Here is an 18,184-nt window from a genome sequence, read left to right on the forward strand (position 1 = left end):
ATATGCGGTTCACTAGGGCACGCCGTTAGCCGGCATTGAGCTGGCGTGCTGCCGCTTCAGCGGTGTCTTCTGGGCGCGTGTTGAATGCGATTTTTGCGCCGGGTGCTGCTTTATGAACGGAGTTGACCACCATCTCGAACAGGGCCAAGCTTTTTGGCGGAATCCTAAGGCCGCCACCGATCACGACGCAGTCATAGGCAGCCTCCTCCAGCTTTTTTCAAGCATATCGCGCCCGGCTTCATCGGGTGTGATCATGCAAGTGTCGCCTTCCCATCCGCGTTCTCCGATCTTCGCCACGGCCACGGCAATGCCAGCGTTAATCTTCTCCGCATCGAAACCTGGCGGCAAAGCCGGGTCGGAGAAGTCTACGGTTTCGGGCTTTTGGCCGACGAACAATATACGCGTCATATGTTTTCTCCGCCATTCGGTCGCTTTCAAGACTAGCTCGAGTATTTAGCGATGTCCGTACCGGGTCAATCGCGTCACTCTGGCTGTGCGCCGATCACTTCCAGTCTACCCTCAACTCCGGACAGCCGCTGCAGCGCAGTAACGACGCCTTGTGCCAAAAAGAGACAAAAAGCAGATTGCCCGAAGAGGTGCGATGAGCGTCAATTAAGGTATCTTGGATGACTATTTCCAACGAGACGATTTACGCGAGGACGGATGCCGAACGAACGTGTCACCAGTAGCGACAACTCTGCAACCAAAGCAGAAATAGTTGTTGTCTTCGTGGCTCTGACCGCAATGATAGGATTCAGCTACTTCATCGCCCGTTACGCGGCTTTGAACACGCTTCCTGACCCTGCTTTCCGACATCTCGTGACGCCTGAACCGACGAAGCCCCTATTTAAGACAGAATATCTATACGTCCCACTCCTATGGCAAATCGTCGCGTGGTTGGGCGTGGGTTCTTCACTCTTGCCCTTCAGCATCCAAGAATCGTGGCTGCTAATGACGCTCCGCCTGAGCAGGCCTTCGCTTTATGGCCCATTGGTGCTCTGTTCAATTATGTCGGCCGCAATATACTCGCACTCGTCAAACGCCCTGCGCGCGGCATCGGCAACTGTTCCAATCGATCATTCTAGCTCGACTTCATCCCCCGATAGCCCGAAGTGATGCAGGTCCGATTTGGGTCATTCGCGTCAGGTTCGCATCGGCAACAAGTTTGGCGACGTCCGTATTGCGCCGGAAGCGGAACAACTCCATAGCGGCTGCACAGCTTGGCGGGTTGATGGCGCTGCCCGGCACATGATTCAAGTTCCGAGAGGGGACAGCGCGTGGTATCGCGGCCTGCCGCGGCCCGCGGCAGCTTGTGCGCCGTCCCCGCCTGCCTATCACGGCGCGGACATGGCCCTCACACCGCCGACGCCGGATACGGAAATCCCGCCGGCCGCAGCAACGCCGGGTTGACGTGCGCGCGCAGCTTTCACTTTGAAGCGCCTCGCGCAGATCCTTTTGCGTGACCTCCGCTCAATGTGGTTGGCCGCCATGTCCGGATGAAAGATCCGGAAGCCGTTCTTGCCGGCGGCCTTCGTCGCATAGAGCGCAAGATCGGCCTTGCGCAGCAGCTCCTGCGGATCCGTCACATCGCCCGGCAGCAGCGAGATGCCGATACTCACGCCGATGCCGATGGGATAGCCGTCGATGGCGATCGGCGCGGCAACGGCCGCAACAATCCGCGATGCCAGCGCCTCGATAGCAGGACGTTCGTCGCCGTCCAGCATCTGGACGATCGCAAACTCGTCGCCGCCGAGACGGGCGACGAGGTCGGTCTCGCGCAGGCAATCCTGCAGCCGGCGCGCCACCGTGGCGAGCAACTGGTCTCCTGCCCCGTGCCCCAGCGTGTCGTTGACATTCTTGAACCCGTCGAGGTCGAGCATGAACACCGCCACCTGATCGCTGATCCGTCTCCGCTTGCAGGCGATGTCGTCGAGAAACGCGGAAAACTGATATCTGTTGGGCAGGCCGGTGAGCTGGTCGTGCCCGGCCAGATAGGCGCTGTGCCGTTCGGCACTGGCGCGAACCGTAATATCTTCATGGATGGCGAGCCATCCGCCATCCTCCAAGGCGTGCCGGGTGATCGAGATGACGCGCCCGTCGGACAGATTGTGGTCCTCCGCGGCATCGGAGACGGCGGCGTCGGCGAAGTATTCGTCCGGCGTCGGCAAGCCGACGCCTTATCTCTTGCCGGTTTCGCAACACGTCCACCAGCCGGGTTCCCGGCCGCACATCCTCGATCGCAAGACGATAGATTTCCGCATAGTTGCGGTTTGCCATGACGATCCGCTTCTCATGGTCGAAAAGACAGACGCCTTGCGACATGGTGTCCATCATCACATCGAAGCGTTCGTTGCTGCGACGAAGTTTCCTGGCGTCCTGCGCCAGCCGCAACGTCATCCGCCCGACGATGACGCCCAGCAAAGCAAGGATCGCAACGATCACGACGGTTTCCACAACGCGGCGCACGGTGTCGCTCCGCCACGGCGCCAGCAACTCGTCCATCTGGATGCCGACGGCGATCACGATGGGATAGGTCTGCCCGACCCGATAGCTGGTCAGACGTTCGACCCCGTCGGTCGCGGCAGAATATTCGGCGCTTCCGGACGGTTTGCTCCTCATCAACCTGACGACGTTGCTATCCGCCATGTCGCGTCCTGGATTGGATTCGAGGAACGGCCGCCGCACCAGGAGCTTGTCGCCCGACACCAGCATAATGGCGCCGCTCTTTCCGATCTCCAGCCCGTCGTAAAAGTCCTGAAAATACGCCGGATTGATTGCCGCAATCGCCACGCCGCCGAAACTGCCGTCCGGCCGGTTGATGCGCCGGGTCACTGGGATCAGCCAGCCGGGCGTCGTGCGACCCTCGATGGGGCTGCCGATGCGCATGTCCTTGTCGGCATGGTCCTGATGATAGATGAAATAATCGCGGTCTGAAAAATTCGCGACTAAATTCTCGCCGCCCGTATTCACGACCATCCTGCCGTCGCGGCCGACCACGGCGAAGCTGGCGAACAGCGACGACTGTTTGACCTGCCGAACCAGGAAGTCCCTGAGGCCGGGACTGATGCCGGTTGGGGCTGGACTGCGCTCGATCTGCGACGTGATGGCAGCCAACGAGGCATCGGCCGTGCGAAAGGTGAGCTCTGCGTGCTGGACCAGCGATATCGTGAGGTTGGCAGTCTCCTTGCGCGCAGTGGCGAGCGTTTCTTCGCGAGAGTGCGCAATGTTGAAGAACTGCATAGCCACCAGCGCCACGCATGCGACCACAACGAACGCTGTGGTTGCGACGGTAGCGGAAAAGCGCGGCGCGTTGCTGGATACTGACTTCGGCCGCGTCGACATGGTCCCCGGTGGTCTCGTTGATTCCCGGCGTCCATACTACCAAAACGGTTCGGCAACCAAGTGTACTAAATGCAACGTGCGCGCCTTTACGCGGCGTCCGCTGCATTCTCGCTCACAGCATGCAATGGCAGGTCACGAAACCGTACCATCACACCGCAGACGCAGGATAAGGAAATCCCGCTGGCCGCGGCAACGCCGCGTTGACGTGCGCGCGCAACGCCGCGTCGCACACCGCATAGCCCCAGTTGATCAGCCGGTTCTGGGTCTCGTCGTCGAGCCGCTTCAGCCGCGTGGCGATGCCGGCCAGTTCCATGGTGCGCGCGTGCGGACACGGCAGCGCGTCTGGCAATTTGTAGTTTGCGATGTCGGTGCGGATGCCCCAATAGGCGCCCTTGCGCGCCTCGTCGCTGTCCGGCTTGCTAGCCTGCAGCGTGAAGGAGTCGATCACCTGGCGGGTGCGCAGCGCGCGGACCTGGCTGTCGATCATGTTGAGCACGCGATAGGCATGCTGCGCCCAGTCGCGCTTGGGCTCCTCCTCGGCCTGCATCTTGCCGCCGGCATCGGAGACCAGCACTGTCTTGTACGACTTCCACACCGTCTCCAGCCCCATATTGTCGTAGACGCCGCCGTCAGTGAGCACCACCTTGGTGGTGAACGGCGGACGCTGCAGGTCCATGCCGGAATTCGGCGTGAAGTCGCTGTCCTTGAGCCGCAGGTCGCATGGCGACAGCACCGGCGGAAACGCCGACGCCGCCGCCACCGCCCGCGCCAGCGGCACCGTCGGGTTCTTCACCTCGCCGACGCGATAGTCGCGCATGAACGGTTTGGAAAACCGCCACAGCACGCCGGACTGCACATTGGTGGCATTGATGACGAAGCGCGGCGCGTCCGGCAGGTCCTGCAATGTCGCGCCCTTGAACAGCGCGTCGTCATAGGCGCTGGCGATGCGGTCGCTGACGGTGCCGGGCAGCAGCACGCCGAAGATCACCGATTCTTCGTCGATGGTCTCGCCGGCCAGCGCGCGCAGCGGGTCGACGAAATGCGGAACGAACTTGCCTTTGATATCGGGTGCCGCAACGGCGAGCTTGTTCCAGACAAGGCCGAGAAACGCCGCGGTGATCGAGCCGCCCGACACGCTGGAGATCCGCGCGATGCCGTCCTTGCCGAACATGCCGACCTCGTACAGCCGCCACAGCACCCCGATGTGAAACACCATGGCGCGGTAGCCGCCGCCGGACAGGCACAACCCCGGCAGGTCCACCAGCGGCTTCCTGACCTCGCCGGGAATTTCCTTGACGGGGGAATTTGCGGCAACGGGAATATCGGACATCGAACACCTCCCTGGCGCGATCGCCCGCGCGCCGCGCGCGTTCGACCTAAGGGTGTATTTCTGCCGGATACGTTAGAGGGCAATGGACGGACTGTGAAGTGGACTGGGACGCTGTTACCTCGCGCCGCATCAGACCTCCGCATCAAGTCTTGGCGTCGGATCTACGCCGGCCGCTTCTTCAGCTTTGCGAGCCGTGGCAGCAAGGCCGGCCAGGACACGATGTGGTCCTGCAACTCGGCATCCGGAATCGTGTCCTCGGTGCCGACCACCCGGCCGCGCACCGACACCCCGGCTTCATGCACGGTGGCCGGGCTGCCGGAGATCAGCGGATGCCACCAGTACAAATCCCGCCCCTCGGCCACCAGCTTGTAGCCGCAGCTCGGCGGCAGCCAGTTCAGGGTGCGGACATTCGCCGGCGTCAGCCGCACGCAATCCGGAACCTGGGCCGAGCGATGCTCATAGTCCTTGCAGGCGCACAGCCCGGCATCGAGCAATTTGCACGACACATGGGTGAAATAGATCTTCCCGGTATCCTCGTCCTCGAGCTTTTCCAGGCAGCAGCGTCCGCAGCCATCGCACAGGCTCTCCCACTCGGCGCCGGACATCTCTTCCAACGTCTTGGTTTTCCAGAACATTTCTGCCTGGGGCGATGGTTTTGGCGGCCGCGTGGTCATGCCGTGTCGACGATCCGTGCTGGGGGCGAAACGCCCTTCTATGAGGTGTGACAGGCACTTCGCAAGCATGATGGTGCGCCAGCCGCCGCAAAAGCCGGGGAGACGTTAGTCTTGCCCCGCAAAATCCCTGCAGCGCCATTGGTTTATCGGGTGGCCTCGGCTAGAAGTTGGGCGGCACTCCCGCGGTCGCAAAAGCGCCTTGGGTTTGCCGCATCACTTCCGCAAGACGTCGCAGCGCGGTTCCCGATGGGGGGCCTGCCGACCAACCGACCAAGGGCCCCGGTGCGCCAGATCGTGCCATCCGCATGGAAGACAAAGCTCCGGCATTTCCTGCTGGACTTCGATGCGCGTATCGACTCGACGCTGTTTTCCTCCGGCGTCGGGCTGCGCGAACTCTGGGAGCGCTACTCCACCTTCATGGACCGCTTCTATGTCGGTCGCTGGAAGCGCTGGGTGTTCATCGAGCCGCTGTCGGAAATGGCTACCATCGGCCTCGGCGGCCTGGTGCTGATGCTGGCGCTCGCGCAGCCGGCGTTCCGCGAAACCGCCGATGACGACTGGCTCAAGAAATCCGATCTCGCGGTGACGTTCCTCGATCGCTACGGCAATCCGATCGGCAGCCGCGGCATCAAGCACAACGACTCGATTCCGCTGGAAGATTTTCCGGACAACCTGATCAAGGCGACGCTGGCCACCGAAGACCGCCGCTTCTACGACCACTTCGGCATCGACGTGGCCGGCACCGCGCGCGCGCTGGTCACCAACGCCCAGGCCGGCGGCGTGCGCCAGGGCGGCTCCTCGATCACGCAGCAGCTCGCCAAGAACCTGTTCCTGTCCAACGAGCGGACCATCGAACGCAAGGTCAACGAAGCGTTCCTGGCGATCTGGCTCGAGACCCGCCTGACCAAGAACGAGATATTAAAACTCTATCTCGATCGCGCTTACATGGGCGGCGGCACCTTCGGCGTCGACGGCGCGGCGCATTTCTACTTCAACAAGTCGGCGCGCGACGTCAATCTCGCGGAGTCCGCGATGCTCGCCGGCCTGTTCAAGGCCCCGACGAAGTACGCGCCGCATATCAACCTGCCGGCCGCACGCGCACGCGCCAACCAGGTGCTCGATAACCTCGTCGATGCCGGCTTCATGACCGAGGGCCAGGTGTTCGGCGCCCGCCGCAACCCGGCCACCGCCGTCGATCGCCGCGAGGAAGTGTCGCCGAACTATTATCTCGACTGGGCTTTCGACGAGATGCGCCGGCTGGTCGAGACGTTTCCGAAATCCTACACCGAGCGCGTCTTCGTGGTGCGCACGGCGATCGACATGAACGTGCAACGCGCGGCGGAAGCCGCGATCGAAAACCAGCTGCGCCAGTTCGGCCGCGACTATCATGCGACGCAGGCGGCGACCGTGGTATCCGATCTCGACGGCGGCGTGCGCGCCATGGTCGGCGGCCGCGACTACGGCGCCAGCCAGTTCAACCGCGCGGTCGACGCGATGCGCCAACCCGGTTCGTCGTTCAAGCCCTACGTCTACACGACCGCGCTGCTCAACGGCTTCAAGCCGACGTCAATCGTCGTCGACGGCCCGGTATGCATCGGCAACTGGTGCCCACAGAACTACGGCCATTCCTATTCCGGCGCTGTGACCCTGACCCAGGCAATCACCCACTCGATCAACGTCGTGCCAGTGAAACTGTCGATCGCGCTCGGCGGCAAATCGCCAAATCCAGCCAAGGCCGGCCGCGCCAAGATCGTCGAAGTGGCGCGCCGCTTCGGCATCACGGCGCCGCTGCTGGACACGCCGTCGCTGCCGATCGGCTCGGCCGAGGTCAGCGTGCTCGAACACGCCGTCGCCTATGTCACCTTCCCCAACAAAGGCAAGTCGGTGACGCCGCATGCGGTGCTGGAAGTGCGCACCGGTGCCGGCGATTCAGTTTGGCGCTTCGACCGCGACGGCAAGAAGCCGCTGCAGGCGATTCCGCTTCGGTCGCCGCCGACATGGCGGGCATGATGAGTCACGTGGTCTCCGAGGGCACGGCGCGTCGCGCGGCACTTGACGGCATTCCCACCGCCGGCAAGACCGGCACCACCAATGCGTATCGAGACGCCTGGTTCGTCGGCTACACCGGCAACTTCACCTGCGCGGTGTGGTACGGCAACGACGACTATTCCTCGACCAACCGGCTGACCGGCGGCGCCATGCCGGCGCAGACCTGGCACGACATCATGGTCGCCGCGCATCAGGGCGTCGAGATCAAGGAAATTCCCGGCATCGGCGCCGGCACCAAGTTGCCCGCCACTGCCGCCGCTGCCAACGTCGCCTCGAGCGCGCCCGATGCCAAGCCCGGCCCGCCACCGATCCTGACCCGGCGCGGCGCCGATATTCTCGTGCGCGTCGAAAAGTTGCTCGACGAAGCCGGCAAGACCGCGGGCACCACTTCGTCCAGCGAACCGGCCAAGCCGCGCGCGTCCAGCGCGCTGGCATTTCCGGACAGCTTTGCCTCGGCCACCCCCGAAGCGCCGTTGGCCGTGGCCACACCGACGGCGCCCTCGCCGCGCAAAAAATGATGCACACGTGCGGCTGATATTCTTCACCCTGCTCGGCCTGATCGTCGCCGCCGTTGTCGGCCTCGGCCTCACCTGGATGACCGCCACGCGCGGCACCGATCTAGGCACGCTGACCATTGGCGCGTGGACCGCAAGGCCGCGCACCGGTACCAGCGAGATCGATCCCTATGCCCGTGCTTCGATCGCGCGATCCGGCGAATTGCCGGTTGGCACCGGCGACGGCATCGCCTTCACCGCGACCACCGACGACAACAAGCGCCCGCTGGACGGCCGTTGCGATGTGGTCGTCGGCGGCGTCACGCCGCCCGCGCGATTCTGGACGCTGTCGCTGTACGACACCAAGGGACGCCTGGTGCCGAACTCGCTGCAGCGCTACGGCTTCACCAGCCAGGAGATCGTCCGCCGCGCCGACGGGAGCTTCGAGGTGCGCATCGCGTCGCGCTCGCGCGCCGGCAACTGGCTGCCGACCGGCGCGCTGGAACGCTACGTGCTGATGCTGCGGCTCTACGATACGCCGGTCGGAGTGGCGACGCGCACGCAGCGCGATGCGCCGATGCCCTCCATCGCCACGGTAGGCTGCCCATGATCCGGCTGTTGTTCGCCATCGTCGGCGGTATCCTGCTTGGCGGCGTGGTGCACCTCGTCAGCGTGCTGGCATTGCCGCGGATCGCAACGCAGGACGCCTATTCGCGGCTGACGACCATCACCAAGCTGAATGCAGTGACGCCGCTGCCGCCGACCGAACCGGGCAATACGCTGCTGCCCTTCATGGATCCCGCCTTCGCGGTTGCCGTGTGCCGCTACGACCTGTCGAGCGGTCCGATCAAGCTCGCGGTGCCTGTCAGCCAGTCCTACACCTCGGTGTCATTCTATACGCGCAGCGACGTCGCTTATTACGCCATCAACGATCGCTCGGCCGGCCGCCGCGTCATCGAGCTCGATCTGATGACCGAAGCGCAGCACGCGGCGTTGCCGGAGGATGAGGACGTGACGGCGGCTGACCGGCTGATCATCGACGCACCGACGGCCGATGGCCTGATCGTGCTGAAGGCGCTGGCGCCCGAACCCGGGCTGATGGCACAGGCGCAGGCCTCGCTGGCCGCGGCGAGTTGCCGGGTGCAGACCGAACCGCCGACGAAGACCGTGCCGGGGAAGCGATAGCACAGCCTCACGCCCCGGAATGACCGCGTGTGACGCCCGCTAACCCTTGCTCACCACGCCGGACCGCCCCGACCGCCCGATGGCCACGCTCGCCGTCTGCGACGACAACTCGCCGATCAGCATGTCGACATTGGCTGCCATGTTGTCCGGCGTCTGGATCACCAGCCGTTCCAGCGCCCAGCGATAGGACGATACCCGGCGCTGCAGGCATTGCTCGACCCACTGCACGATCAGCGCGTTTTCGTCCATCCGTGCGATCGCGTCGGCGCGTTCGCGGGGCGACAGGCTGGAAACCAGATTCAAGCTGGCATTGCGTTTTCCGTCCAATTCGATGACGCGCGCCGCATTGGCGAAGAACGGCTCGAACCGCACGATGTCGTTGCGGACGTCATCCGCCAGCGTTGCGTAGCGCGATGTCGGCGAGCGACGCGGTTCGTCGATCAGCAGCCGGCCATAGGCGGTGCGATCGAAGACCGGCGCCTGGCGCCATGGTGAAGGTAGTGGCTTGTACTCGCCGAAGACATTCTTCCACAGCGGTCGCGAATGCGGCGGCTCGATCAGCGGATAGGCCAGATCCCGCATCAGGCGTTCGTTGTCGGTCAACTGGAATTCGGAGGAGCGTAGTCCGACGCTTGCGGTGGCCTCTTCGCCGATCCAGCGATGCATGTTGTCGCTGAGCGCGTCCTGGCGCACGCGGCCGAAATCACCGCCGCTGCAGCCGGCGAGCAGGACGCTCAGCACAAGCGAAATAGACAGAAGTGGTGCAGGTATGAGCCGAGGCCGTATCCGGATCGGTGACGTCGTATCCGGCATCTGAAAGGGTCCGGTGTCAGGAACGTGCGCGGCGGCGACGGCGGCGCCCCGGTGCGGTGCCCTCTTCCGGGCCGCTGCCGTTGGTGCCATCGGTGTCGCGTTCGATGCGGACGACCGGAAGGATCACGATGGTCGCGCCGCCTTCGCGGGCCGAGCCGACACCCGCATTGATGCCCGGCCGTCGTGCTGCCGCATCCACCGGGAACTTGATGATCGTGCTCATTCGTTGTCTCCGCGCCGCTTCGCCAAAAATGGCCGGCGCGACTTCATCTAAGAGCGATCATGGTTAATGCGGTCTTAACGGCCCATACCGTAACCCTCCCCGCGTTGCTGAAATCTCACCCTGTTTGCAATGTCGAGCAGGCTTCGCCGTTGTCCCCTGACGCCGAGGCGCATGGTTAACGGCGTCTTAAGCGGTGGGGCGTAAAGTCGTGTCAGGTTTTCCCTCCGTAAGCGTATCGCCATATGACCGCACCTCCGATGTTTCCGGGTTTCGACGGGTTGATGACACTGTCTCGGCGAGAGGGTGTCGACATCCGCCCGACCTTGCTGCGCGTCTTGACCGACCTTTACGTCCAGGCCAACACGCACAGCATCGATGAAGAACGGCAATTCGTGGAGTTGGCGTCGCGTCTGATCGATCAGGTCGACGATGCCACCCGCGCAGCGGTCCGTGCCCGGCTCGCGATCTACCCGCGCACGCCGGTGGCCATCATGCAGCAGCTCCGGCTTCATGCCCCGGCACCGGAGCAGCGCGTCCCCCTCGCTGCCAGCATCGCGCAGCCGGTTGCGCCGGCCGTCGAACCCAAGCCCCTGACGGAAACGCAGCTGCGCATGTCGACAACCATGACGATGCAGCCGACCGACGCCGCCGAAATCAGCGACATGTTTTTCGCAGGTACGGCCAGTGAGCGTGCGCAGATACTGTATAGTCTGTCAGACAAGCCGCTGAAGCCGGCCGCACGCATCCCCGCGGCCCGGGCAGCCCGCGCGCTGCACATTCTGGAGATGGCCGCCTTTGCCGAGGACCGCGACAATTTTGCGCGCGAATTGGGCGACGCGCTACTGCTGCCGTCGCAGGTCGCCGATCGGGTCGTCAGCGATCCCGGCGGCGAGCCGCTGGCCTGTATGGCCAAGGCGCTGGCGATGCCCAGCGACATGTATCAGCGCGTGCTGATGTTCCTCAACCCCGAGCTCGGCTCGTCGGTCCACCACGTGTACCGGCTGTCGCGGCTCTACGATATCCTGAGCGAACGCTCGGCGCTGATCATGGTCGCGGCATGGCGCGGCGCCAACATGGCCGCGACCCGCACGAAGTACCGCCCCGCGCTTTATGACGATGAACGTCAGCGCGCGCGGTCGGCACCGGCCCAAGCGCGCCCCGCCGTGCAGCCGGGCGTGGACATCACCCGGGTGCGCAACGGCAGAAAATAGCCGGGCTGAGGCGACTTCCGCCTCGCCGTCGGCGAATGCAAGGAAGGTCGCTACGGCTTCGCCAGATCGAGGAAATGCCGGCCTGCCTTGTCCTCGATCTCGACGATCCAGACGTCGGGATCGAATGACATCTCCTTCATCAGCCGCTCCTCGATCTTGCGCTCCTCCACCGGCTGTGGCGGTGACGGCATGAAGATGCGTTCGATCGGACGGCTGTCGTCATAGACGGTCTGCGGCGCGGGCGCGTACAGCATCGCGTTGCCGTTCATCAGCGCCACCTTGACGAACACGGCGCCCGCCTCTTCGGCGCCACGCCGGCGCACAGCACCGAATACACCTTCGGACTGGCAGCGGCGCAGATACGCGGCCACCCATATGGACGATTTCAATCTCATGGCGGGGACGATAGGCCAGCGAGCGGATCGACGCTAGTCGATCGGCCGTCCTGTCACGGTGCCGAGCTCGCGCACCAGCCGGTCGGACATCTGGCCCGTCACCGGCAATTTGCGCTCGCGCTCGAAGCGCTGGATGGCGGCCTGGGTATCCGAACCGACCGTGCCGGTTGCCTTCAACTGGCCGTAGCCATATTCCGTCAGCGCCCGCTGCACCGCCGCCACGCGGCGCGAGTTGACGATCAGATCGCCGAGCGGATCGTGGCGAGCGGCGTTGGGAATCGGTGCCGGCGGGCGCGCCACCGCAACCGAACTCGGCGGCGGCGTTGCGGGCTTCATCACATTGGCTATCGGATCGGTCGCGCGCGGCTCCACGGCCTTGGGCACCGCCTTGCCGTCGACCGATCGGGAATCGAGCAGACGCGCGTCGAGCGACTTTGCATCTGGCTGCGCGCTGGCATCTAGCGGGCGTGGTTTGGGCAACGGACTCGTCAACGGCGCAGGCAGCGGAACGGTGACGCTTGAGCCGAACATCGGCGACGGATGGCGTCCGGCCTGCAGGAAGATCGCGTTGCCAATGATGGCGGAGACGGCAGCAAAAGCGACCGTTCCGGCCACCATGTCCTTGGGGCTGTGGAGCAGCATGCGCAGGAAGATGCTGCGCTCCGTCGGTTCTTCGATCGCGAGCGATCCGCGACCGCGCTGAGACTTGGCTTGCTTGGGAGATGCTGCTTTAGGCACTTTTCTTCACCTGACGGGTGTGGTCGGACGGCACGTGACGAACCGCGGGCGTGAGCGTTGCGATATTGCTCGCGGGTTCAACCGCCGGCGCGAATTCCAGCGGCAATGCGATGACGACGGTGGTGCCTTCGTCGATGCGGCTATGCACCTGCATATCACCGCCGTGCATGCCGACCAAACTCTTGACGATCGACAGGCCGAGGCCGGTGCCTTCGTGACGCCGCTGATAGGTCTTGCCGGCCTGGAAGAACGGGTCGCCGATGCGCTTGAGATCCTCGACGCCGATGCCGACCCCGGTATCGGTCACGCGCAGGATCAGCCGCGACGATTCCACGGCAGCGGTCACGCTGACGGTTCCACCGCGCTCGGTGAACTTGATGGCGTTGGACACGATATTCAACAGGATCTGCTTGAACGCGCGCGGATCGCCGTTCAGCTCCGGCAGATCCTGCGGCGCATCGGTCACCAGGTCGATGCCGTTCTCGCGCGCCTTGAGGGCCAGCAGATTGCAGCAATTGATGATCGCCGGACGCGGGGCGAACGGCTCCGGCGTGATTTCGAAGCTCCCGGATTCCATCTTTGACATATCGAGAATGCCGTTGACCACCGACAGCAGGTGCTGGCCGGAATCGTTGATCAGCTGCGCGTATTCCTTGCGCCTGGCTGCATCGATCATCAGCACGTCTTCCTGCACGATCATCTCGGAGAATCCGATGATGGCATTGAGCGGCGTGCGGAGTTCGTGGCTCATCGTAGCCAGGAAGCGGGTTTTGGAAGCATCCGCGCGTTCGGCCTCGGTGCGCGCCAGCGCCAGCGCCTCTTCCTGGGTCTTGCGGTCGGTTACGTCGCGCATCACGGCGACGACTTCGACGTCCTGAGGCTCAACCGGTCCCGCCCCTGCTCCAGCGGCCGGCAGCGCATTTCAACCCAGATGAATTCGGCCGACGCCACACGCCCGTCGGCGCCGCCGCGACTATCACGCCGCAGCCGGAATTCGACGCTGCGCGCCACGCCGCCACGCGCGGCGTCGGACAGCGCAGTGAGATAGGCGGGACGGTCGGCCACATGCACGCGATCAAACAGGCCATGCCCGAGCAGCCGCGCCGGCGCTTCGCCGATCAAGGCTTCGACAGCCGGCGAAATAAACTGAATGGCGCCGTTGCGGCGGTGACGTGAAATCACGTCGCTCATATTGCGCGCCAGCAAGCGATAGCGATCCTCCTCAACATTGAGGAGAGATACGCCGGTGCGCGCCAGCGACTCGGCGCCGAAAGCCAGACCGGATGCATACAACGTGGCGGAGGCGATACCGAATGCGGTGAACACGCCATGCGCGACCGCGCCTGCCTCGGACACCGGCAGCAGATGCGAGCCGCTCAGCACGATCAGGATAGAGACGCAGGCCAACGCCAACGCGGAGGCAAACGCGACAACACGACGTGACGCCGACAGCGCAGCCTCCAGCGGCACCACCACCAGCCAGATCGCCGCGAAAGATCTCGATGCCACCGGTGGCGATGGCAATCATCATCAACAGGCCGGCCAGAGCCAGCGAAGACAACAGTTGTGCGCTCTCATAGCGACCGGTGCGCGACAGGAAATAGGATAGCAGGATCGGCGCGATCAGCCACGCAAAGGCAGCGACCTCGAAAGCGCTGGGTGCACCGCGCAGCGCCAGGTACACCGGAAACGCAGCGAACGCCGCGAGGCTTCCGAGCAGTCGCGGCGCCATAAAGGCACGATGACGTGCACTCGTCAGCGCATCGTAGCGCACAGACGGATGCACTAATGCATCGAGACAATCGCGGAAGATGTTCAATACGGTCACGGTTCTCGCGCTTCGGCCTGCTCGTCGTGTCAGACGTGCCGGAACGCCTCCTTATCGTTGCCTCACCGTGTCAGAGCGAAATTAAGCTAACGCTAAAGCCGGACGCCCGATTCCGAAACCAACGCCGCTGACGGCGGTTTCGCGCGCTGCATCGCGTTCATTCAGCGCAGATGGTGAACGACAAGTTTCCGGCGCCCTCTCGCTATGGTTTCGAAAGGGTGCATATCGCGGCGACGCGCACAGACGGCTGGCACGCCCGGCAATGAAAAATTTACGGCGAATCCATTGATCGGGATTTTACGCAAATTTTCGACGTTTTAACCGCACCTCAAACACTTGCGGTTTATCGACGCCTGTTAGTCAGGACCAGATTGCGAAACTAATCGCAACCGGACGAAGAGAAGTTTACGGGGTTGCGCGATGTTTTTCCTGCTTCGCATGGCGTTCTGGCTCGGGCTGGTGCTCGTGCTGTTGCCCAGAGAGAAGACGCCGGAATCCGAGAAGCTGCCGCAGGTCGGCGCGTCCGAAGCGGTGTCGGCGGCATCTGCCGCTGTGTCCGATATGAGCCAGTTCTGCAAGCGCCAGCCTGCAGCCTGCGAGGTCGGCGGCCAGGCAGCGACAGTCCTTGGCCAGCGCGCCCAGGAGGGTGCCCGTAAGCTTTACCAGATCATCACCGACAAACGCCCGCCCGACCATACCGGTTCGATCGGCGGCATGGACGGTGCCGAGCAGGATCCGACATCGACCGTTCCGGACACCCTGATCCCGGCCGATCTGCAGGCGGAATGGCGCCAGCCAGTGGCTGAACCGTAGCGGTCGTCAATCGGAACATTTACCGGAATAGCGCGGTCCGGCGGTCGCTTTCGCGCCGCCGCGCCCCTATATAGGGCCAGCAACAGATGCAGGCCGCGATGACGATTGACGAAATCAAAGAGAACTTCTCACTGCTGGACGACTGGGACGACCGCTATCGTTACGTCATCGAACTCGGCCGCACCCTCGATCCGATGCCCGACGCGGAACACTCGGCCGCCAACAAGGTCAACGGCTGCACCAGCCAGGTCTGGCTATCGCGTCAGCTCGCGCGTACCGATGCCGGCGAGCCGGTGCTGACCTATCTCGGCGACAGCGACGCCCACATCGTGCGCGGCCTGATCGCGATCCTGCTGACGCTGTATTCCAACCGCACCCCGCAGCAGATCCTGTCGTCCGATCCGCTCGCGGAGTTCGATGCGCTCGGCTTTCGCGAACACCTGACGCCGCAGCGCTCCAACGGCCTGCGTGCCATGGTCGAGCGTATTCGCTCCGATGCCCGCGAGGCGCTCGCCGCAGCGTCCTGAGCGCCCGTTCAGCCGCTTTCGAACGCCGCATCCTCCGCCAGCCAGGTGCGGATGTCAGCCTTCTCCCGCCCCCTCGCCTCGCGCAGGAAACCGTAGTGCCGCGCCAGGCGATCCAGCGCCAGTTGCAGCACCACCTTGGCCGATCGCGCCGGCCAGCCGCGCTCGCGTTCGACATCCTCGATGCCGCGCAGGAAACAACAGACATCCATCAGTAGCCCCGCAAATTCCGGGCCGCACGCCTCCATTGCCATTTTGACGCGCTGCCGCGCGGACATCATGCGCTCGGTCATCTCGGCCGCATTATTGCCGCCCCTTTCGGACGACCGCCGGTCGGCGCCGCCCAGTTGGCGGTGACACGCGGCGCCATGTGGCCAAGGGTGAAATCCGCGCGCAGGCGTTCACCCGCCAGGAACTGGTGCGGGCTGATCATCGCGTGGCCGTCGCGCCCCTTGCGGCGCGCCAGCCAGGCCAGCGGGCTTTCGCTGTCGTTAACGAGGACGCTGTCGAAACCGGTCTCGGTCGCGATCTGGCGCATCGCGAGGCTGAGATGCTGGGCGCGGAACCCATCGATGGGTTCGGCGGTCCCGCTTTTCGCTCGCCGCAGGGCGGCCTTGTCGCGGTTGCGATCGGAAGCGGTCATCGGCGCCCTCCTTTGAAGGCATTGCCGGTCATTTCAATGTGGGGGGTACGTTCACTGTCATCGCCGACCTCCTGTGGAAGAAATTATTCCCACGAGTCGGAAAGGATGTCTATCCTTATTATTGTTTATTTTCCTAAATCGCACGATCCGTTCGAACCAGCGCCGTGAACCTCGAGCGAACGGTTACTTCCGTCGGCGCCTCTGCTGGCCAAGACCCATCTTCTTGGCAAGTTGCGACCGGGCCACCGCATAGTTCGGAGCGACCATCGGATAGTCCGCCGGCAGGCTCCATTTCTCGCGATACTGTTCCGGGGTCATGTTGTACTGGGTCCGCAAATGACGCTTCAACGACTTGAAGCGCTTGCCGTCCTCGAGACACACCAGATAATCGGCGGTCATCGATTTCTTCAGCGATACCGCGGGCTTTGCCGGCTCGAGCGGGATTTCCGGGCGACCGCTGGCGACCCGCAACAGTGCGGCATGGATCTGACCGATCAGTGCCGGTAGGTCGGAGGCCGGCATCGGATTGTTGCTGACATAGGCCGACACGATCGTTGCGGTGAGATCGATGAAGGTTTTGCCGGCAGGGTCGGTCATGGCATCAACTCTTTCGCGGATCCGGGCGGTGTCGGGACGGTGCAAGCCGCACGAACGGCTTGATATACCAGCCGTCTCTTCTTGGCGAATAGGCGCGCAACGCGCTCAGCATGGCGATACCAAATGCTTCGACCGCAGCGTCTCATCCAGCGCCGGATGTCGTCACGATCAACGGTCGAACGACCGCATCAGGCGCGCTGATCAAGATGCTCCCGCAGTTCGTCGATGGACGCGAACCGCATCATACCCTCCGGCATTTGCGCCTCGATCGAGCCGTCCGAATACAGCGAATAGGCCATGCCATCGACAACGCCGGATTTCAGCACCGTCACTTCGGCTGCAGCGTCGTGGCGCGGCGGCGCGGGACTTTCGGGCGGCGGTACGGCCTCGGCATCCCGGAAGGTAGACGGGCTCCGGGACGTGGTACGCCGCGGAGAATCGGGCCTGGTGCGGTCGATTTGCGGCCAGGAATCCTCGAACGTCGGTCGCGAGGTGTCGGCAGCAGTCGTCTCCGGGGCGAGGGTCGTCTGATCGCGATCGGATGTCTCTGACGCCCGTTCCGAGGCCGCCCGCTCGCGTTCGCGGCGCGACGATGAAAACAGCAGGTTGCGCCGTTTGGGTTCGGCCGGTTCGGCGGGGGTCTCGACCGGGGGACTGCTGCCCCGCGACCGCTCGCGCAGCACTTCTTGCTGCCATGGCGGCGCCGCCGCATCCCCGGTGGCAGCGCGCTCGACGGCGGATTGGTCGCGACTGAACAACGGGCCCTCCTCGGAACTCCGCTCTTCCGTATCCGCTTCCGGCCCGCCGGCGGCCCCGCGAACCGGAGCCTCCCGCTTTGACCGCAGGCCAACAGCCCGGTCGGCGGGCACAAGCCCCTGCGCCAGGGTCTTCAACTCCCGGATGACCGCCGCCAGGCTGAGCATGATCAAGCCGGTGCAAACACCAACGGTACCGGTCAGAATCAGCGTATTGCCAAAGCCAAACTCCTTGACCGGAATTCCGAAGCCGATCGCCAGCAGTCCGGCCAGAATGACACCCATCCCGGCAAAAAAGAGCACAATCATCGTCCGAATCCCCCGGCGGCAGGCTGAACGAGTCTGTCGCCGACGCCACTATACCGTCATATATGGCTTGCTGCAGCAAACGGCAATTTGCGTTCACAACTTGTACGGGTGCCATTTGTTAATTATTGCGGCCATTCAGCAATCGTTCAAATATCATGCGTTATTCCTGACCGTGGTGCGGATTGATGTCGCCAACCGCACGCCACGCGAGCAACGATTTGACCTTGTCCGTTTTGGTGCAACGCACTAAGAATTTTTAGC

Annotated in this window: 16 protein-coding genes and 4 pseudogenes; 6 read left to right on the forward strand and 14 right to left on the reverse strand. The window is 63.8% G+C overall.

The features are described from left to right. Positions 1 to 25: 25 nt before the first annotated feature. The 6 genes and pseudogenes from ONR75_RS22425 to ONR75_RS22450 all read right to left on the reverse strand — a co-directional run bounded on the left by ONR75_RS22425 (position 26) and on the right by ONR75_RS22450 (position 5,346). Positions 26 to 148, reverse strand: coding sequence for a hypothetical protein (locus ONR75_RS22425; protein WP_265079182.1), 123 nt, complete (start codon positions 146 to 148; stop codon positions 26 to 28). A 32-nt stretch (positions 149 to 180) separates the two neighbouring features. Beyond that, a complete protein-coding gene (locus ONR75_RS22430; protein WP_265079183.1) occupies positions 181 to 438 on the reverse strand; it encodes a hypothetical protein in 258 nt (85 codons plus the stop codon). Between the two features lie 896 nt (positions 439 to 1,334). Then, positions 1,335 to 2,066 carry a GGDEF domain-containing protein gene (locus ONR75_RS22435; protein ID WP_265083767.1) on the reverse strand — a complete coding sequence of 244 codons (732 nt, stop codon included), beginning with the start codon at positions 2,064 to 2,066 and terminating at the stop codon, positions 1,335 to 1,337. After that, positions 2,067 to 3,342 (reverse strand): annotated as a pseudogene (locus tag ONR75_RS22440) (PAS-domain containing protein); the annotation flags it as partial. It abuts the gene before it with no gap. A 148-nt stretch (positions 3,343 to 3,490) separates the two neighbouring features. Beyond that, a complete protein-coding gene (locus ONR75_RS22445) occupies positions 3,491 to 4,672 on the reverse strand; it encodes a patatin-like phospholipase family protein (RefSeq protein ID WP_265079185.1) in 1,182 nt (393 codons plus the stop codon). Between the two features lie 161 nt (positions 4,673 to 4,833). Beyond that, on the reverse strand, positions 4,834 to 5,346 hold the full coding sequence (locus tag ONR75_RS22450; protein WP_265079186.1) for a YcgN family cysteine cluster protein: 513 nt from the start codon (positions 5,344 to 5,346) through the stop codon (positions 4,834 to 4,836). 282 nt (positions 5,347 to 5,628) lie between these two features. On the opposite strand from ONR75_RS22450, the pseudogene ONR75_RS22455 reads away from it, so the two are divergent. The 3 genes and pseudogenes from ONR75_RS22455 to ONR75_RS22465 all read left to right on the forward strand — a co-directional run bounded on the left by ONR75_RS22455 (position 5,629) and on the right by ONR75_RS22465 (position 9,074). Beyond that, a pseudogene (locus tag ONR75_RS22455) lies at positions 5,629 to 7,913 on the forward strand (transglycosylase domain-containing protein). A gap of 7 nt (positions 7,914 to 7,920) precedes the next feature. After that, positions 7,921 to 8,499 (forward strand): DUF1214 domain-containing protein, encoded by a 579-nt coding sequence (locus tag ONR75_RS22460; RefSeq protein WP_265079187.1) that lies wholly within the window; start codon positions 7,921 to 7,923, stop codon positions 8,497 to 8,499. Beyond that, a complete protein-coding gene (locus ONR75_RS22465; protein WP_265079188.1) occupies positions 8,496 to 9,074 on the forward strand; it encodes a DUF1254 domain-containing protein in 579 nt (192 codons plus the stop codon). Before ONR75_RS22460 ends, ONR75_RS22465 begins: the two co-directional genes overlap by 4 nt. Positions 9,075 to 9,113: 39 nt before the next feature. Here ONR75_RS22465 and ONR75_RS22470 read toward each other — a convergent pair whose 3' ends face one another. Both ONR75_RS22470 and ONR75_RS22475 read right to left on the reverse strand, forming a co-directional pair. Beyond that, positions 9,114 to 9,887 carry a hypothetical protein gene (locus ONR75_RS22470; protein ID WP_265079189.1) on the reverse strand — a complete coding sequence of 258 codons (774 nt, stop codon included), beginning with the start codon at positions 9,885 to 9,887 and terminating at the stop codon, positions 9,114 to 9,116. 16 nt (positions 9,888 to 9,903) lie between these two features. Beyond that, complete coding sequence (locus ONR75_RS22475) at positions 9,904 to 10,110, reverse strand: hypothetical protein (RefSeq protein ID WP_265079190.1); 207 nt, start codon at positions 10,108 to 10,110, stop codon at positions 9,904 to 9,906. Positions 10,111 to 10,367: 257 nt separating this feature from the next. Here ONR75_RS22475 and ONR75_RS22480 point away from each other — a divergent pair, with 257 nt between their 5' ends. Next, entirely contained in the window at positions 10,368 to 11,321 is a 954-nt protein-coding gene (locus ONR75_RS22480; protein WP_265079191.1) for a DUF2336 domain-containing protein, read from the forward strand. A gap of 50 nt (positions 11,322 to 11,371) precedes the next feature. On the opposite strand, the gene ONR75_RS22485 is transcribed toward ONR75_RS22480, so the two are convergent. From ONR75_RS22485 to ONR75_RS22495, 3 genes and pseudogenes are all read right to left on the reverse strand, one after another. Beyond that, on the reverse strand, positions 11,372 to 11,716 hold the full coding sequence (locus tag ONR75_RS22485) for a DUF1491 family protein (RefSeq protein ID WP_265079192.1): 345 nt from the start codon (positions 11,714 to 11,716) through the stop codon (positions 11,372 to 11,374). 33 nt (positions 11,717 to 11,749) lie between these two features. After that, positions 11,750 to 12,454: a peptidoglycan-binding protein gene (locus ONR75_RS22490; protein WP_265079193.1), complete on the reverse strand. Its 705-nt coding sequence runs from the start codon at positions 12,452 to 12,454 to the stop codon at positions 11,750 to 11,752. Next, positions 12,447 to 14,282: pseudogene (locus ONR75_RS22495) on the reverse strand (PAS domain-containing sensor histidine kinase). The gene ONR75_RS22490 and the pseudogene ONR75_RS22495 overlap by 8 nt, the downstream one beginning before the upstream one ends. A 420-nt stretch (positions 14,283 to 14,702) precedes the next feature. Here ONR75_RS22495 and ONR75_RS22500 point away from each other — a divergent pair. Beyond that, positions 14,703 to 15,095: a DUF5330 domain-containing protein gene (locus ONR75_RS22500; RefSeq protein ID WP_265079194.1), complete on the forward strand. Its 393-nt coding sequence runs from the start codon at positions 14,703 to 14,705 to the stop codon at positions 15,093 to 15,095. Between the two features lie 98 nt (positions 15,096 to 15,193). After that, a complete protein-coding gene (locus ONR75_RS22505) occupies positions 15,194 to 15,622 on the forward strand; it encodes a SufE family protein (RefSeq protein WP_265079195.1) in 429 nt (142 codons plus the stop codon). Positions 15,623 to 15,630: 8 nt separating this feature from the next. Here ONR75_RS22505 and ONR75_RS22510 read toward each other — a convergent pair. From ONR75_RS22510 to ONR75_RS22520, 3 genes and pseudogenes are all read right to left on the reverse strand, one after another. Next, positions 15,631 to 16,262 (reverse strand): annotated as a pseudogene (locus tag ONR75_RS22510) (DUF6456 domain-containing protein). Between the two features lie 183 nt (positions 16,263 to 16,445). Continuing rightward, entirely contained in the window at positions 16,446 to 16,859 is a 414-nt protein-coding gene (locus ONR75_RS22515) for a MucR family transcriptional regulator (protein ID WP_265079196.1), read from the reverse strand. A gap of 188 nt (positions 16,860 to 17,047) precedes the next feature. Beyond that, positions 17,048 to 17,923 carry a DUF308 domain-containing protein gene (locus ONR75_RS22520; protein WP_265079197.1) on the reverse strand — a complete coding sequence of 292 codons (876 nt, stop codon included), beginning with the start codon at positions 17,921 to 17,923 and terminating at the stop codon, positions 17,048 to 17,050. Positions 17,924 to 18,184 lie beyond the last annotated feature (261 nt).

The organism is Rhodopseudomonas sp. P2A-2r, assembly GCF_026015985.1.
In the GTDB taxonomy this organism is placed as follows: Bacteria; Pseudomonadota; Alphaproteobacteria; order Rhizobiales; family Xanthobacteraceae; genus Tardiphaga.

Excerpts from the sequence above, each read along its gene's own strand:
- ONR75_RS22445 (WP_265079185.1), bottom strand. The coding sequence starts at position 4,672 with ATGTCCGATATTCCCGTTGCCGCAAATTCCCCCGTCAAGGAAATTCCC.
- ONR75_RS22450 (WP_265079186.1), bottom strand. The coding sequence starts at position 5,346 with ATGACCACGCGGCCGCCAAAACCATCGCCCCAGGCAGAAATGTTCTGG.
- ONR75_RS22465 (WP_265079188.1), top strand. The coding sequence starts at position 8,496 with ATGATCCGGCTGTTGTTCGCCATCGTCGGCGGTATCCTGCTTGGCGGC.
- ONR75_RS22470 (WP_265079189.1), bottom strand. The coding sequence starts at position 9,887 with ATGCCGGATACGACGTCACCGATCCGGATACGGCCTCGGCTCATACCT.
- ONR75_RS22475 (WP_265079190.1), bottom strand. The coding sequence starts at position 10,110 with ATGAGCACGATCATCAAGTTCCCGGTGGATGCGGCAGCACGACGGCCG.
- ONR75_RS22480 (WP_265079191.1), top strand. The coding sequence starts at position 10,368 with ATGTTTCCGGGTTTCGACGGGTTGATGACACTGTCTCGGCGAGAGGGT.
- ONR75_RS22485 (WP_265079192.1), bottom strand. The coding sequence starts at position 11,716 with ATGAGATTGAAATCGTCCATATGGGTGGCCGCGTATCTGCGCCGCTGC.
- ONR75_RS22500 (WP_265079194.1), top strand. The coding sequence starts at position 14,703 with ATGTTTTTCCTGCTTCGCATGGCGTTCTGGCTCGGGCTGGTGCTCGTG.
- ONR75_RS22505 (WP_265079195.1), top strand. The coding sequence starts at position 15,194 with ATGACGATTGACGAAATCAAAGAGAACTTCTCACTGCTGGACGACTGG.
- ONR75_RS22515 (WP_265079196.1), bottom strand. The coding sequence starts at position 16,859 with ATGACCGACCCTGCCGGCAAAACCTTCATCGATCTCACCGCAACGATC.
- ONR75_RS22520 (WP_265079197.1), bottom strand. The coding sequence starts at position 17,923 with ATGATTGTGCTCTTTTTTGCCGGGATGGGTGTCATTCTGGCCGGACTG.